General features: G+C 38.6%; 15 protein-coding genes. 4 read left to right on the forward strand and 11 right to left on the reverse strand.

The annotated features are described in order from the left end of the window. Window positions 1-79: 79 nt before the first annotated feature. Together AC25CA_RS11065 and AC25CA_RS11070 are read left to right on the forward strand one after the other, a co-directional pair. Window positions 80-1,303 carry an MFS transporter gene (locus AC25CA_RS11065; protein WP_486813884.1) on the forward strand — a complete coding sequence of 408 codons (1,224 nt, stop codon included), beginning with the start codon at window positions 80-82 and terminating at the stop codon, window positions 1,301-1,303. A gap of 26 nt (window positions 1,304-1,329) precedes the next feature. After that, on the forward strand, window positions 1,330-1,878 hold the full coding sequence (locus tag AC25CA_RS11070; protein ID WP_486813885.1) for a hypothetical protein: 549 nt from the start codon (window positions 1,330-1,332) through the stop codon (window positions 1,876-1,878). Between the two features lie 52 nt (window positions 1,879-1,930). Here the strand turns inward: AC25CA_RS11070 and AC25CA_RS11075 are convergent, their stop codons facing one another. Further along, on the reverse strand, window positions 1,931-4,501 hold the full coding sequence (locus AC25CA_RS11075) for a PEP/pyruvate-binding domain-containing protein (protein WP_486813886.1): 2,571 nt from the start codon (window positions 4,499-4,501) through the stop codon (window positions 1,931-1,933). A gap of 172 nt (window positions 4,502-4,673) precedes the next feature. Between AC25CA_RS11075 and AC25CA_RS11080 the strand changes: the two genes are divergently transcribed. Both AC25CA_RS11080 and AC25CA_RS11085 read left to right on the forward strand, forming a co-directional pair. After that, window positions 4,674-5,570, forward strand: a complete 897-nt coding sequence (locus AC25CA_RS11080) for a DMT family transporter (protein WP_486813887.1) — start codon at window positions 4,674-4,676, stop codon at window positions 5,568-5,570. Window positions 5,571-5,660: 90 nt separating this feature from the next. Then, window positions 5,661-7,163, forward strand: coding sequence for a helicase HerA-like domain-containing protein (locus AC25CA_RS11085; RefSeq protein WP_486813888.1), 1,503 nt, complete (start codon window positions 5,661-5,663; stop codon window positions 7,161-7,163). 39 nt (window positions 7,164-7,202) lie between these two features. On the opposite strand, the gene AC25CA_RS11090 is transcribed toward AC25CA_RS11085, so the two are convergent. The 10 genes from AC25CA_RS11090 to AC25CA_RS11135 form a co-directional block, all read right to left on the reverse strand. Continuing rightward, window positions 7,203-7,553, reverse strand: coding sequence for a RidA family protein (locus AC25CA_RS11090; protein ID WP_486813889.1), 351 nt, complete (start codon window positions 7,551-7,553; stop codon window positions 7,203-7,205). 14 nt (window positions 7,554-7,567) lie between these two features. Beyond that, a complete protein-coding gene (locus AC25CA_RS11095) occupies window positions 7,568-8,410 on the reverse strand; it encodes a DMT family transporter (RefSeq protein WP_486813890.1) in 843 nt (280 codons plus the stop codon). 192 nt (window positions 8,411-8,602) lie between these two features. Continuing rightward, a complete protein-coding gene (locus AC25CA_RS11100; RefSeq protein WP_486813891.1) occupies window positions 8,603-10,957 on the reverse strand; it encodes a bifunctional diguanylate cyclase/phosphodiesterase in 2,355 nt (784 codons plus the stop codon). A 16-nt stretch (window positions 10,958-10,973) separates the two neighbouring features. Further along, window positions 10,974-12,086: an ABC transporter substrate-binding protein gene (locus tag AC25CA_RS11105; protein WP_486813892.1), complete on the reverse strand. Its 1,113-nt coding sequence runs from the start codon at window positions 12,084-12,086 to the stop codon at window positions 10,974-10,976. 240 nt (window positions 12,087-12,326) lie between these two features. Beyond that, a complete protein-coding gene (locus AC25CA_RS11110; RefSeq protein WP_486813893.1) occupies window positions 12,327-13,019 on the reverse strand; it encodes a 5'-methylthioadenosine/adenosylhomocysteine nucleosidase in 693 nt (230 codons plus the stop codon). 177 nt (window positions 13,020-13,196) lie between these two features. After that, window positions 13,197-13,652 carry an SMI1/KNR4 family protein gene (locus tag AC25CA_RS11115; RefSeq protein ID WP_486813894.1) on the reverse strand — a complete coding sequence of 152 codons (456 nt, stop codon included), beginning with the start codon at window positions 13,650-13,652 and terminating at the stop codon, window positions 13,197-13,199. 124 nt (window positions 13,653-13,776) lie between these two features. Then, window positions 13,777-14,361, reverse strand: coding sequence for an accessory gene regulator B family protein (locus tag AC25CA_RS11120; protein WP_486813895.1), 585 nt, complete (start codon window positions 14,359-14,361; stop codon window positions 13,777-13,779). 6 nt (window positions 14,362-14,367) lie between these two features. Then, the gene (locus AC25CA_RS11125; protein ID WP_486813896.1) at window positions 14,368-14,517 is read right to left on the reverse strand and encodes a cyclic lactone autoinducer peptide; all 150 of its coding nucleotides are present in this window, start codon (window positions 14,515-14,517) and stop codon (window positions 14,368-14,370) included. Window positions 14,518-14,699: 182 nt separating this feature from the next. Continuing rightward, window positions 14,700-15,980: a GHKL domain-containing protein gene (locus AC25CA_RS11130; RefSeq protein ID WP_486813897.1), complete on the reverse strand. Its 1,281-nt coding sequence runs from the start codon at window positions 15,978-15,980 to the stop codon at window positions 14,700-14,702. After that, entirely contained in the window at window positions 15,971-16,699 is a 729-nt protein-coding gene (locus AC25CA_RS11135; RefSeq protein WP_486813898.1) for a LytR/AlgR family response regulator transcription factor, read from the reverse strand. The genes AC25CA_RS11130 and AC25CA_RS11135 overlap by 10 nt, the downstream gene beginning before the upstream one ends. Between the last annotated feature and the right edge of the window lie 10 nt (window positions 16,700-16,709).

Genomic DNA, 16,709 nt, shown 5'->3' on the forward strand with positions numbered 1-16,709 from the left:
TTTGTAAATGCTTGACATTTGTTTGCTGCTTCGTTAAAATATTTTTATCGTTAAATAATATTTATCACGGAGGTCTCATGTGTTTTATTTACTTCGCAATAAAAATATCCGCAAGCTCATTCTGTCTGCTAGTGTTAGTCGTTTTGGTGACAGTGTTGAAACCATCTCGTTCAGCTGGCTTGTTTATCAGCTGACCGGATCACTCTCTCTTATGGGGCTTGTGTTTGCCATAAACTTCATTCCGAATATTCTCTTTGCACCGTTTGCGGGTGTTTATGCCGACCGTCACAACCGAAAAAAAATCGTTGTATTCTCCGATTTATTTCGTGGCTTAAACGCAACACTCATTTCCCTTCTTATCTTTAACGATTCTGCTACCATCCTCATAATCATCGGATTTTCATTTGTCAATTCAACATTAGAGAGTTTTGCTAATCCGGCACGCCATGCGCTTTATGCAGATCTTATTGATTCGACATCTTTTCTAGAAGTGACCGCCATTGCTTCTTCTTCATCATCTGCGGCTGAACTCCTTGGCTTGGGCACAGCCGGAATCATTGTTGCTTTCGGTGGCAATGGCATGGCCTTTGCAGTGGATGCTGGGACTTTTTTCCTCTCTGCATTTGCGATTGCGCGATTGATAACCCCTCCCCGTCCTCCACAACAAACAAATATTGGCCAAACTTACTTCAAAGACATTCAAGTTGGATTTGAGTTTCTTTTACATGATCATCTGATGATGATTTGCATCGCTGCTAGTGCCTTGCTAAATTTTTTCTTTACACCGATCAATGTACTCCTGCCCAAGTATTCTGACGAAGTTCTTCATATGGGTGTGTATGGCGTTAGCCTGATCGAGTCATCCATGACACTGGGCATTATCTTTGGTGGCATCATGGTTGCAAAACTGGGAAAGAAAGGAAAATTATCCACCATGAGCATTTCGGGCTTTTCCATATTGGGGCTTTCCTATTTATTACTCGGCTTACTTCCTGTTTTTCATTTCAGTAATCGTTTTAGTCTTTACAGTGCTTTAGCAATCTCTTTTACTTTCGGTGTGGCTGTACCAACAATCTCTGCACCAATCCGTACCCACATCATGCGAGTAATCCCATCAGACAAACGCGGAATCATTTCCGCTGTCATGGGAACCACTCTATTGATGGCAATCCCATTGGGCGGCGCTCTTGTTGGTGTAATTGGTGATCGATTGACACTCCACGGCTACTTTTTCTCAGCAGCAATTGGAATCTTCATGCTCGCAGGCTTTCTATTCACCAATCACTCTTATCGAGAAATCTGATATAATAACGAAAAAGGAGCGATTTGATGCAGCCATTTTTTGTGAAGACAGAAGAAGAATTTAATATCATCTACCATTCGTACCGCATGAAGATTATTACAGCATTCAGTCAATGTGAAAATCAGACAGCTACTTTTAAGCAGATCGGCGACATGCTTGGTGATCATTCTTCCAAGGTAACATACCATGGAAAAATGCTGATTAAAATCGGCTTGTTATCTTTAGATCATACTGAGAACATACATGGAATCACCGCAAAGTATTATCGGCTAGTCAGCGAAAGCTTTCGAGTCCAATATGGAAAAGATGGAGATTCGATCGTCAAAAAGAAAATTATGAAGCACCAGGCCACCATCGTCCTCGATTCCTTGGATGAAATGATAGAACTCGTTAGCGATTTGAACAACGACAATCGCTCCATTCAAATGGCCTCAAATGATCTCTACTTAACCGAAGAAGAACGAATTGAAATGATAGAATTTATCAACCGATTTGCTCAAAAGAAAGAGAAAAGAGCGAATACGAAAAAAGTAACTTGTTACTCTCTGATCGTTGAACATAAGAACGAAAAATAATCCCCAAAAAACCACCTGAAAATAATCAGGTGGTTTTCATTTTATCCACTTCCTATTCTTTTATAATTCGTACCACGCCTTGGGTGCCGTCAACTTCAATTAAGTCTCCATCTTGAATCATTTGGCATGCGTCACGGATCCCACTGACACATGGAATGCCATATTCTCTGGCGATAATCGCCCCATGTTGAAGAATGCCTCCAATTTCAAGAACAACCCCCGCAGCATTGATAAAGATCGGCGTCCATGCGGGTTCTGTTGCATGGGTCACCAAAATCTCTCCCGCTTCAATGGACTTTTCATAAGGACTATGAAGTACCTTGGCACGGCCTCGTACAACCCCTCTTGAAATTGCCTCTCCAATCAACCCGTCCGTCGTACTCTTCCGTTTCAAAAAAAGAATTTTCCCACGGCTATCAATATTCGTCGGCCATTTTTTTATATGGGCAACTCGTCGATAAGGAGTCAGGTTTTTTTCTCGCGCGTCCTTCAAAGAAAAATCAAAATCATGTTCTACTTTTTCAATTTCGTCTAGATGCAAATCAAAGATTTCATCGGCAGATGTAAGCCTCCCCTGGCGCACAAGGTCCTCACCTACTTCCATCGCCAGGTCATGTAGCCGTCCAATCAAAATAGCCACCATGTACTTGGGTGTTTCCCGAAATCCAAATAGCCGCTCATACACTTCCGCATTCTTATCAAACTTTCTAAGCTTGCCTATTTTCTTTGCTTCGTTCCTTAAGCCTTCATAAGCCTTCATTTTTCGCTTCTCAGCATGGATCAACTGATTGTCGTCAATATGGATTCGACTCAATTGCTCATATAAGTCTTTCATCTGATTTCGTAAGCGTGGAGTCGCAATATCAATTTCTTTGAATCCGCGATCCCCATACAAAGATGCATGCTTTTCCACCTTTTCCAAAAAATCCTTAGAATAGGTCTTCGAAAGAATCCGATCTTCAAATTCTTTTCCATCCTTGGTTTCTTGAAGTTCAGGTTGGCAGGCCAATGCAACCTGGCTTTTCCCCATAGCAACCGTCGGATTGCTAGTTATCATCATTTGGATCGCCGCAATCTCATCCTCTAGCCCTTTCCCTTTGAACAATCGTTTAATCCTGCTCATGGCGAGTTCGCCTGGTGCGTAGGTGGCGCTGTGTTTCATGACAATCTGCAAATGCTCAAACCCATTCTCAACAACCTGACCAAAACCTTGGACCACTTCCAAATGCTTCACTTGATCCATAAATACTTCAGATAATTTTGTATATAGAATTTCTTGTTTTTTTGGATTGAGCAACATGCCAATCATCATGGGAAGCATTGTGAATGCAACCTTAACCATGGCCCATTTCGCCTGACGCATCTCTTTTGTTTTATATAGGGTCTTGTATTCTCTAATTATCTTTTCTTTCTGTTCCTTAATCACCAAATCGTGATTACCGACAGTAACAATCCCCAATCGGTTTCCCATGCCTTTCAACATATTGGATACATGAAAATATTGCCGTCCATGAAGATTCAATAGGTAACCGCCTTCGCCGGACGGCATAATCCCTTGGCCCCCGATCATGCCCATCACCTTGGCCCAAATATCCAAGCCCAAAACGGATAGAGGCTCAGCAAATCCTTGGGATACATTCAAGAGATCCACATAGAGTTTTTTCCGTTCTCCGGGTTCTGTCATCATCTCTGGAAAGATTGGAATATGTGTGGTAATCGGCCGCACTTGCAACAGATAGAGTTCATTTTTTTCATATGCCCATTCAATGTCGACCGGTACGCCATAATGAGACTCACAACGACCAATCAATTCTGCAACCCCTACAATTCTTTCATCACTTAAAGCTTGTGCTTTCGGATTTTTGCATGGCCCTTGATCAAGGCCACCCTCTGCATGTAGCCAGATTCCCTTTTCCTTATAATTGACTTTTTTTTCAAGAATTCGGTTTTTAAATTTTTCTACAACATAGATATCTGGTGTAACAAGTCCACTCACAATCGCTTCCCCTAGACCAAAGCTCGCATTGATTACAGCTTCGTCATAGGCATTATTTTGTGGATTCAAGGAAAAACCAACCCCACTGATTTCGGAATTCAATTGTACTTGAACAATTACAGCCATCCCTAGTTTCTTATGGCTGATCCCTACTTGGCTTTTATAGGACATCACCCGATAATCAAATAAAGAAATAAAAACCTGCCGAATACGATTTCCTAGATCACCTGACTTAACTCCTAAAAATGTCTTGTACATACCGGCAAAACTATTGTCGAATTGATCTTCTTCTGGGGAGGAAGAACGTACTGCGAATAATCCCTCTTCACCCAGTATGGCAAGTGCCTCATTGATCAGATCCTGTTGCTCTATAGTAAAAGCCAAAGCCCCCGCCCGTATTTTAAGACGATCGCATTTTTCTTTTTGGGGGTTTTCCTTTGCTTCTGTCCACTCTTGTGTGCTTGTGATTTCTTGCAGCCACGGTTCAAAAAAATCAATGGTTAAAACCAGTCCGTCTGGAACCCTAAAGTTTTTCTGTGTAAGTAGAATTAAAGCATGCGCCTTTGCGCCGACTTTCACCCGTGGCGGATCTTCAATTGTGGTAAACGAATAAGATAATGGTCTCATGATGACCTCCTTAAAAAGGAATTCATTTCATAACCTTCTTGTCTCCATTAAATCAAATAAGACCTTAGGCTGCAATCTTTATCCTAGATAACAAAACCAAACTCTATAATCCTTCATTTCATGCTATACTCAATCTAAGTCAATTTTTATAATCTATCATTCAGGAGGCCTTATGCGGAAGATTCATCCCATGATCATCGGTACCATTCCATCTATTATTTTCGGATTTTCATTTATGTTTACACGAATTACGTTAGAAAAAATTTCTGATCCCTTTCATCTATTAGGCTTGCGCTTTGGTTTTGCTGCAATCGCCCTCACCCTTTGTGTCGCTTTGAAGTTTGTTCGCATTGATTATCGAGGGAAAAAGGTCGCTCTTCTTTTGATCTTGTCGTCCGTTCAACCAATAGCCTATTTTATATTTGAAACCTTTGGCATCGCGCGTTCAACAGCTTCTCAAGCAGGCGTCATGATTGCTTTTGTTCCTGTTGCAGTATCTCTCCTTGCCATGCTGTTTTTAAAAGAACGTACCAATAATAAACAAATGCTCTTTATCGGCCTATCCATTTTAGGCGTTTTAGTCATTAACTCCGATGTTCGATTCTCGTCAGATAATATGCTCGGTACTCTCTTATTATTGGGTGCGGTGGGCTCTGCAGCAATTTATCAGATCTTGTCGCGAAAATACTCCACCAATTTTACGCCCATTGAAATCACCTTTGTTATGATGTGGGTAGGTGCCATCGTCTTCAACATCATTGGCATGGCCCGTACCTTACAATATGGTGGGCTTGGCAATTATTTTGCTCCCTTGATGGATTTAAATATCTTAGGTGCATTGCTTTACCTAGGTGTTTTATCTTCTGTCATTGCCTTCTTCTTTATGAACTTTGTACTTTCCAAAGTTCAAGCAACAAAGGCAGCCATATTAGCCAATTTAACTACGGTTGTTGCGATCTTCGCTGGCGTATTTATTCTTCATGAACCTTTCAACCTAATTAAATTGGCTGGAAGTATCATGATTCTGATCGGGGTCTATGGAACCACCAAGGTGAAGACCAAAAATTAATTATCCATAAACGTCCATATTTTTGATTATTTTCTAGTTATAAGCGAATGATATAAATAGGAATAGCATTCAAACATATGGGAGGCGCTTATGAAGATCGGAATACAAAATAATGAATTTGTTTCTATGGTTCCCAAAATGGCCAATCGACACGGCCTAATCACTGGTGCAACCGGTACAGGAAAAACAGTTACCCTAAAGGTCTTAGCTGAACAGTTCAGTGAACTCGGTGTTCCCGTTTTCTTGCAAGATGTGAAAGGCGATTTGACTGGGTTTATCGAAGAAGGATCAGAAAGCAAAAGATTTCGCGAAAGATTGGATTTGATCGGTCTCGAATCTGCTGCATTCACAACCTACCCAACTACCTTTTGGGATATCTTTGGAAAGGAAGGTCATCCGGTAAGAACGACCGTTTCTGACATGGGTCCACTGATGATCTCCAAGCTGCTCGATCTAAACGATGTGCAAACCTCTGTGCTTTACACCCTATTTAATTATGTAGATGAAGAAGGTTTGCTTTTATTGGATTTCAAAGATTTAATGGCAACGATTAATTTTGTGTCCCTTCATAAAAAAGAACTTCCGGATGAATACAGAACCATTAGTTCTGCCTCAATTGGCGCCATCAAGCGAAAACTAATGGTTTTGGAACAAGAAGGCATCGAAAACTTCTTCGGGGAACCCGCTTTAGACATTAACGATTTAATGGTTGTTGACAACCTAGGACGAGGCATGATCAATGTTTTGGCATCCTCTCAATTGTCCATGTCTCCAAGCCTCTACTCCACCTTCTTACTTTGGCTTCTTTCCGAGCTTTTTGAAGAACTGGATGAAGTCGGCGACGTCGAAAAGCCACGCCTCGTCTTCTTTTTTGACGAAGCCCACCTCATCTTCGATGATATGTCGGATTATTTACTAGAAAAATTCGAGCAAGTCGTTAAGTTAATTCGTTCAAAAGGGGTTGGTGTTTACTTTATCACCCAAACGCCTTTGGATATTCCAGATTCTGTTTTGGGTCAACTGGGGAATCGTGTTCAACACGCTTTACGCGCCTATACACCGCGAGATAAAAAAGCGGTAGACACAGCTGCGGATACCTTCCGCCAGAACCCAGACTTTGATACAGCGGATGTCATAACCAATCTAGGTGTAGGGGAAGCCCTCCTCTCCTTCTTGGATGAAAAAGGAATTCCAGGGATTGTCGAACGAGCCTATATTATGCCGCCAAAAAGCAAGATCGGTCCCGCCTCTGATCCAGAGGCTTTAAAACGATACATTGGCATGTCCTATATCGGGACCAAATATAATCAAAGCGTTGACCGGCCGTCCGCCTACGAGATGCTAACTCAAAAAGCAGAACACTTGGCAGCAAAAAAAGAAGAAACAGAAAAACAAACAAAACAAAAATCAGTAAAAAGAAAACCTGAACCAGAAAAGGAAAGCATGTTAGGAAATATTTTTAAAAGCGCAACGAAAAAAGGAAGACGATCCGATTCTACCATGGAAAAATTCCTAAAATCGACCGCTTCCTCCATAGGTACCCAAGCGGGTCGAGCTCTCGTTAGAGGGATCTTGGGTTCTCTAACTAAATAAAAAAGGAAGGTGATTTTTTTCACCTTCCTCTCTTTATGTCTATTTAGTCGCCGCTGTTACCGACATTTCTACAAGTAAAGTATCTCTCGCCATTCTCGCTTCGACACATGCGCGTGCCGGTTCGTGACCATCTTCTACCCATGCATCCCAAACCTCATTCATGGCTGCAAAGTCCTTCATATCCCGAATATAGATCGTCACTGACAAGATATGCTGCTTGTCAGAACCATACTTGTCCAATAAGTCCTCGATTTTCTGAAGAGTTACCTTCGTTTGTCCCTGAATACCAACTTCGTCCCCACAAGTTTGTCCACACAAGTAAACGGTATTATTATGAACAACCGCTCGACTCATTCTTCCAGTTCCCTCAAAACGTTTAATTTCCATCATACTCTCCTTTATCCTTAGGTATTTTTGCTTTCAATTCCAATCTTGCTCTTTTGAATATTATTCCACACAATCGCAATTACAACCACGGTCCCACCGATAATCGCCATGCCACCAGGCACTTCTCCATTAAAGAAAAATACCCAAACCGGATTCAACAAGGGTTCAATCACGGCAATCAAGACCGCTTCAATCGCCGATACATACCGGCTTCCTTCCGTGAATAAGATATAAGCAATTCCAATTTGAAAAATTCCCAGTACTAAAATTGCCAAAACACTTTTTATATCAAGTGTAATGCCCGATAAAAATGGCAAACAAACTAAAAATGTCAACAGATTACCTAGTAAAGGAATTTCCGCTGGCGAACTATCTTTCACCAATTTCAGCGAAACAATTGCACCGGCAAAAGCAATTCCAGATAATACAGCCAGTCCATTCCCTAGCATAGCACCGGTTTGCAAGTCTCCCATAAAGAAAAGAATCATGCCGCCCATAACAACCGCGATCGTCACCCATTCTCTTTTTTGAATCTTTTCTTTCAATATAATCCCGGATAAAATTGCAACCCAAATTGGTGCTGAATACTGCAACAGAATCGCATTGGCTGCAGTGGTCATCTTGGTTGCAGTGACAAACAAAATCATCATGGCACAATAAAATATACTGCCAACAACTTTAAACTTCTTTAGTTTTATCGGCTTGCGAATATAAGCCATCATAACAACCGCCGCAATACCGCTACGCATACCCGCAATGGTGATTGGACTCCATGGGATGTACTTGATCAATACGCCACCTGTGCTCCATAACATAGATGCCATAATTAAGAATATGATTGCTTTCGTTCTATTTTTCATCTTCCAATTGTCCTACCTTTTTCTTATTCAGTCTATCTTGCTTTATTATGACTCATCATCTTATTTTCAATGACTTCTTGCTTTTTGTCAACTGCTATTTAATGGCTAGGTCTCTACGCAATCTATGCAGATTCTTTAACCCAAAATCGTCTTGTTCCTGCTGGAATCGCTAAAAAAACAAGCCCGAAAAAATCAGGCTTGCTCATTTGCTTCTTTTTGCCATTTTTGAATATAGGCAATCAATTCTTCAATCGGTTGCGGTTTACAATAATAGTATCCTTGGATATACACTTCTTTCAATTGCTTTAAAAAGGATATTTGATTTTCTGTTTCTACCCCCTCTAACACCACATCATACTTTAATTGTTTGGATATGTTATAGAGATTCTTAACAATAATCCACTTACGCTGACTCTTATCGATATTATTCATAAGAGACCGATCAATCTTGATTGTGTCAACATGAATTTCACTCAAATGATTGATCGATGAGTATCCTGTGCCAAAATCATCCAAAGCGATCTTCACTTGCTGTTCTCTCAATTTATTGATGTTTTGTGTCACATTATCCATAATGTTGAGAATAGAAAGTTCCGTAATTTCCAATTCGACCAATTGCGGTTTCATCTTCCACTTGTCCATAAGAGCAATCACTTTGTCGGCAAAATCAATTCTTTGAATCTGAGCTGCAGAGACATTTATCGATATCAAAAACTCCTTATTAAATAGTTTATTGATTTTTTGAATTTCAGCAAATGCATGCTCCATTACCCATTCATCAATTTGTTTGATCAATCCACTCTGTTCTGCAATCAAAATGAATTCACTAGGGCCAACTTTCCCTAACCGAGCGTTATCCCATCGCAACAAAGCCTCAAATCCTCGAATATGTTTCCCCTTGCTTTCAATCTGCGGCTGAAGATGTAAACAGAATTCCTGATTGTCAATTGCTTTTGCTAGTTCGTTTTCGATGGCAATTCTTCGCCTAACCTTTTTAGACAATTCCTCATTAAAAAGAATGGTCCTTCCTGTTTCAATCACTTCCGACTCGTGCATCACAAGATCTAAGTTTCTAATCAATGTATTGAGATCTTCTCCATCCAATGGATATTGTGTCATCCCGATTGTAAATGCCATGGGAATTTCAATGTTATTAAAAGCAACTGGTTGTTCAAATGCTATGTGTATGCGCTCAGCACGTTCAAGTAAAACATCCACACCCTTGAAATTAGGAATTAAAATGATGAACTTATCTCCCCAGAATCGTCCAATTACACCCTCATCCACTTCGAATTGTCTAAGTCTATCAGCAAATTTAGCCAATGCTGCATCGCCATTTCTATGACCATAAACATCATTGATATTTCCAAATTTACGAATATCCAAAAATAGTAATCCGAAGTTTTTAATACCTTTATCTGCAATCCATCGATTAATCTGTTCAAAGATCATAGCTTTATTATTCAGACCTGTCAAAGCATCCTGATAGGCCAATGTATGAAGTTGATCGTTCCTAGATCGAATGCTTCCTTTCATAACTTCGAAATCATCCATCAACTGCTTGAATTCAGAATAAGTATCAATCTCTATACTGTGATTAAAGTCACCGCCCGCAATCGTATGGGTTTCTTGACTGATTTTGTTCATCTCTCTCGAAATTTTCCTCACTTGACGAAATGCATAAAACAAACCAAGTAGAATAGCCGTAATCGCAGTCAATAAGAATACCCGATTAAGTTCTGTCATTTCTCGTATAATTTCAGTATATGGCTGGAATACGATGATATACCAGCCGGATTTTTCAATATAGGTGACGTTTGCAATTGTACTTTCCCCCAAATGATCCAACGTGCCATAGGGTTCATCATTTTCGTAGATACTGCAAATTTCATCAAAGCGATTAATGATCCTGCGTTGGTAAACAAACTCTCTGTTTTTCGCAGAGATATATTCACCATGCGATCCAACGATAGAGATATGAAACTCGTGGTTATAGTTTTTTGAAAAATTCTCGGCAACATTTGCGATATGATCGATATTGACATATCCGACAATTGTCTTATCCCCAATCTGTCTCGCCAAAGTAACAACGGGATTCCCAGAACGTGGTGAAATAAAACTAGAAGACCAGCACGTATCAGCACCTGTGGCAAAAGTTTCATAGTAACATTCCGCTGACTTATCCGATCCAATCAAAACATTTGTGGATGGATAGGCATTCAAAAGAATTCCCTTTTCATCCACGACTTCAACCAATTCAAACTGGTCGCCGTGCGAATCCAACACCTTCAATATTTGGTCCACATCCGCATGCTCTTCAATGATCAAATTTCCGATCAAATATAGAGACGTCTCTGCATTGATCAGGGTCTCGTCAATAATCGTTTCAATATTCCCCATCACAATTCGATTTTCAAGTACAGCATCATCCAAATAATCTGCACGCAAAAACATCGAAACAAAAACCCAAACAAATAAAATTGGGATTAAAATAAGTAATATAAAATAAAACCGCAATTGCGATACAAATTTCCCTTTTCTCATCATCTTCCCCAATTCATTACTACTTTTTCATGGTGAATTTGCCGTCTTTAACCTGATACAAATAAACCTCTCGTTCAACATCTCCATATGCGTCAAATACTATGTCCGACTGCAATCCCCCAAATTTCCCTTGTTCCAAAATATATGTTCGAATATTTTCAGATGAAATTTCATTCACATTAAGCAATGCTTCTTTTAAAATCATGATTGACTCGTATGTGAAAACCGCCGAGAATGAAGGTTCCATCTGATATTTCTTTCGATACGATTCTGAAAATGCCAAGTATTTGGGATTTTCACTCTCCAGATCCAAGAAATTCACTCCTGTAACATTTTCTACCGTTTTCCCCCCATATACTAAGAGGTCGTTGGTTGTCCCCCATGCAGGAATGTAGATTGTCACGTCACACTCTAGTATATGCAATGCTTGCGCAAATGCTGCAACATCGTATGCAGAAGCAAGGATAAGCAAACTATCAACATCTTTTTCTTTAATATCGGAAGCAATTCCCATATAATCCAGCTCGTCAGCGCTTACAAATGCAACCATATGATCAACTGATCTCTCTTTGCTTTCGACAATTTCCAAGAAAAAATCTGCCAACACTTTTGTAAAGATTGAATTATTCTTTTCATATAACACAGCTATATGTTGTTGATTATCTTGAAAAATTCCCTCAGCAAGCTTCTCAGCTTGATCAAAATTGCTCGGGATCACACGGATAAAATAATCGTCTTTCCCCGTCAATGTATCCGTTGCAATCGTAGGTGAAATCATCAGCATGTGATTCTCATTCATAAGTGGAACTGTATGAATCATAGAACTAATTGTGTGGCCAACGATTGCAACTACACCTTCATCAATCAATTCTTGATCAACCTCACGTGCAATTTCAGCATCGCTTCGATCGTCTTTAATAATCAATTCGAGTTCACGACCATGAATACCACCCTCGGCATTGATTTCTTCAATCGCAAGTTCTGCTCCATACATGGACGCCACACCCAATTGAGAATATTTCCCTGTAATCCCTGCAGCATATCCAATTTTAATGGGAGATGACTCTGTTTGACAACCGCTAAAAAAAACAATGAGTACAACAATTCCCACTATCAAGTTTTTTTTCATCATTCTCCCTCCATTCAACAGCTATGCGAAATAAGAACGTTTCAATCTAGTAAATAAAAAGCAAAAGCTTACGTTAATAATATCACGATTTATAAGTTAAATGCCAATTTCATACAATTTACATCGATTTAATTTAATATAATACCCATTTGCAAAAAAAAACCACTCTAAAAGAATGGCTTTCAATGCTCGTTTCCATTTTTTTATAATCCTCTAACCACAGCATTCATGTGAAGACCCTTCTTACACATTTTTCAACATATCAGTAAGAATTGCAATCGAGTTCTTGATTGCCAATGGTGAAAATTTTTCATAATCCATATGACTTCCATTAATCGCATTGTCTGAGATTGAACGAATCACGACAAAAGGAATCTTATTCAGGTAACAAACCTGGCCGATACTTGCACCTTCCATTTCACAGGCATGTGCACGAAAATGTTCACCTAAGAATTTTTGTTTTCCCGCATCACTAATGAATTGATCTCCCGAGACAACTCTGCCTACAAAACCGTTTGCATCCTCAATCTTATCAATCGCACGTTTTGCTTTCTCCACTAAGTCTTCATCACACATAAAGTCAAAGGTATCCAATCGAGAAATTTGCCCCAATGGCATATCGAAAAAAGTAACATCCACATCATGTTGAACCAAATTGTTTGCTACAACAATATCTCCTGGGTAAATATCTTCGTTCAATCCACCTGCAATACCAACGTTAATAATTTGATCCGCTCTGAATCTATCAATCAAAATTTGTGTACATACCGCCGCATTGACTTTCCCGACTCCACAGGTTACAACAACAACTTCATTTCCTAAAAGCTCACCAGCGTAGAAAGTCATATTGGCTTTGCTGACCTTCTCTTTTACAACCATTTCATCTTTTAGCATTTCCACTTCTTCTGCCATGGCACCAATAATCCCTATTTTCATCTCCCAAATTCCCCCGCTTTCATTCAATACATACTCTTTCAATATTATTCGAATTCCGAATAATTAGCAAGGTGAATTCATCCTGTTGCTAGCCACACTTTGTAAAAAGAACTCACGATCCATTTTACATGTAACCGAACAGAGTTTATCGAGAATCTATAAAGAAAATATATCTACTTAATGGTTCAAGACGCCTCTTGTAATCCGTTTTTCCAAAAACTCAATAAAATCTTTTGCATACTCTTCTTCCGAGCTCAATGCATAGATGGGCATTTCATTCTCTCCACTATTCTTTGATAAGTTAAAATAGAACACATCGTCTACCGATTCACTAACCACAAGAATATTACTCTTATACTTCTGCTTTTGCTGATAGAGTTCATGCATGTAAACAATATCGCCTTCCCGAATATTATCCAAATCCATTTCAAAAATACTGTATATCTCTTCGCCGTGTATTTCTCCACCGCCATAAGACCTTAACCACCATTTGTAGCTTTCCGGCAAAGTAAAACCTAATCTCATTTCTGCTTTATTGATCCATTCTTCTGATGTCCCATCGCCATATTCTGAGAATTCAACTTGATCTTTTGCAACGGATATTAACTTCTTCAATTCTACAAACCTTTCCATTTTCCCTCCACTTCTCCTTACAAATATACCGATGATCGTATTCTCATCCAAACAAACCGACTAAACAGGTCGCCTCAATCTCTGACAATGAGTCTAATCTCAAAAATAATTGAACATATAACTGTTAATCTGTTTTCTGAGGATGCGTTAGTCTTTGCAAGTTTTTAACAGCCCAATCTATAATCAACAGTGATGCAATCAAAAAAAGTGCAAGACTCATACATGCAAAAAACTTTTCAAGTTCTAACCCGATCATCCCTATTGCTATCAAAGCATCCATACTTAAAATCAATAAGCTCCTCTTGCGATAAACCTGTTTGTCATCGTCTTCATATGGTTTGTTCTCATTCTCCCTTGGAGCCAATATGGCAATAATTGCATATGAAGCGAGTGCTACTATTTGATAGTAAAGTATACCCATCCCGTTCATTTTCAATATGGTTAAAACACCTATGACTGTTGTGACCGAAAGTAGAAAGCAAGTCAACTGGCTTCTTGCATGGTATCCTCCTGCATAGGAACGTAAGGGGATAAAGAAGGCAAGAAACACCAAAAGGAGCCTGATTTCGTGATAGCAATAAGCAATCGCAATATAGGTGACAAGATGGTACACAATGATCTTAAGTTGCTTAAAGCCATAAAGATACAAATCAGACTCTTCTCTGTCAATAATTTCATGTTCGATTAAATGATCAATTATTTTTTCCATCCAGCCCTATCGATTTTTCTTTTTCAGCCTATTGGCACCTTTTGGCAATTCAGGTTGATGCGCCATAAAAAAACAACTAGAATTCACATTGACCACAGTAACCAATAGTGCTAACGATGCAAAAATATGCGCAAACTTATACATAACTTTTTTCATTTTCCATCCTCCTATTTTTATAATTTAATTATATGATTTTTTCTACACTGTGCCGGTTTTTGTAACGAAACGTAGTCTTTTGGTAACGAAATACTATAAACTATTATATATTCTCTGCGGAATAGTTTATTTCCTTCTATATACCATGAAATCAAAAAAAAAGAAGGGGAATATCCCCTTCTTCAACTTGCTACATATAAAATCACTGATGCGATAAATTTTTTATCGTCGACCTCATAATCGTAAATACCCCTATATTTTTCAACACTTCGTTTAATATTCTCAATTCCAAAGCCATGATTGACTTTATCCTTATTACTTGTCATTAATTTTCCCCGTTGCACTTTTATATGTCCATCAAAGGTATTCTTTACATGAATAAACAACTGATCCATACTGCATCGTATTTGAATGTCAATCCTACGATTCTCCGTTAGCGTCTTGGTTCCATCAATCGCGTTATCCAATAAATTTCCAAGGATTGTGGTTAGATCAAATGCCGAAATCTGCATCTGTTCTGGAACTACAATATCTGTTGTTATCACCACTTCACTTTGCATAGCTTCCTGTATTTTAAAATTAACGACACTATCTAATGCTGCAATACCAGTAGAAACAAATTCACCATATGAACTGCGGATATTTGAAATTTCCAACACATAGTCAGTAATATCTTTGGCATTATGTTTTTTCGCCATTGAAGTAATCGCTGTAAAATGATTATTCATATCATGTCTCAAAGCTCGAGTTGATTTTAATGATGACTGCATGACCGACAATTGTTTTTCATAATAGCGATTTTGCGCTTGAATCACTCGCTTATCAGCATTTTCTGCAAATACTCTTGAAAGACTATCATACAAATAAAAGACTGAGAAGTTAATGAACAACACACCCAACATACTCCAAATCAAATGTTTATCTTCTAAATTCTTGGAGTAAATCAAGAGCAATAAATACAATGAGATCGTTGGTATAAAAAATATACAAAACCAATAATAGCCTGGAATCTTCTTTCCTTGTCGAACACTTTTAAAGTTATTCATGAGTAATGCAACCACATAACTGACAATTTTAATTAAAATGAGACCATAGATTGATTGAAAACGACTCTCGTGAATGATCGTTATATCAACAGCTCCCGTGATCACAACAATTATCATTTCTATACAGAGAAAGATAATGCTAATGAAAACAATCGATAGAATACGATTCAATAAATTGGACTGATAATTGAACGTCAAGCCAAATAACAATAGTAGATTTGAAACTAACATGACAATTGGAATTTTCAAATAAAGAAAGAGTAGTGCAATGATTAAGCAATACAGCCCATAGCTAATCGCTTCCACCTTTTTATTCACATTGTCTCGTTTAAAAAAGACCATCATAAATTTATAAATTGTATAAGTCCCAAATATATTGGTGATAATAAAAGTCCATTCAAATACGCCTAAATCCATGAAGTCATCTCCTTTGAACGTTCTAATTGCATGTCACGCACCGCTTGCCTCCGTTTCTGTCCGATCGACAAACACTTGTTATCTTGCATCATAACCTTGTCATAAGAGAAAACCTTAACGTGATTATAGTTAATGATATAGGAACGATGGATTTGCAAAAAACTTTTTTGTGGCAACTCATGAAGTACGTGCTCAATGGTCCCATAAAAAAGATATTCCTGCTCCAGTGTTACAATTCGTACCTTTCGCCCTTTTGATTCAAAATAGAGAATTTTATTCATGGGGATTCGATTCATATCGTGACCCGTTTTAAAAGAAAAAATATGATTATTTTTCTTAAATAGTTTAATCGCTAGCTCTAAATCTGCAAAGATTTTTTTCTTTTCGATCGGTTTTGATAAAAAATGCAGGGGTTGAAAATCAAACAACTTTCTATCATAGCCATCTTTTCCTGAGACATAGATAATACTAGTTCGATAATCATTCATTTCCACCCGAATTTTTTCACCAATTTCAATCCCATCCATATCCTCCATCTCAATATCAAGAAAAATCAGATCAACAGAATTTCCTTTTTTCAAATAGGCATAGAGCTCTACACCTGATTCGAATACCTCGATTTCAAATTCACTGCGAATCATTTGCTGATACTCGAGAATCAAAGATTCAATTTCCGACCCAATCACTTTATCATCATCACAAATTGCTATGCGTAACAAAGCCCTCACC

The sequence above is a fragment of the Gottschalkiaceae bacterium SANA genome (assembly GCA_036323355.1).
Classification (GTDB): Bacteria; Bacillota; Clostridia; order Tissierellales; family GPF-1; genus GPF-1.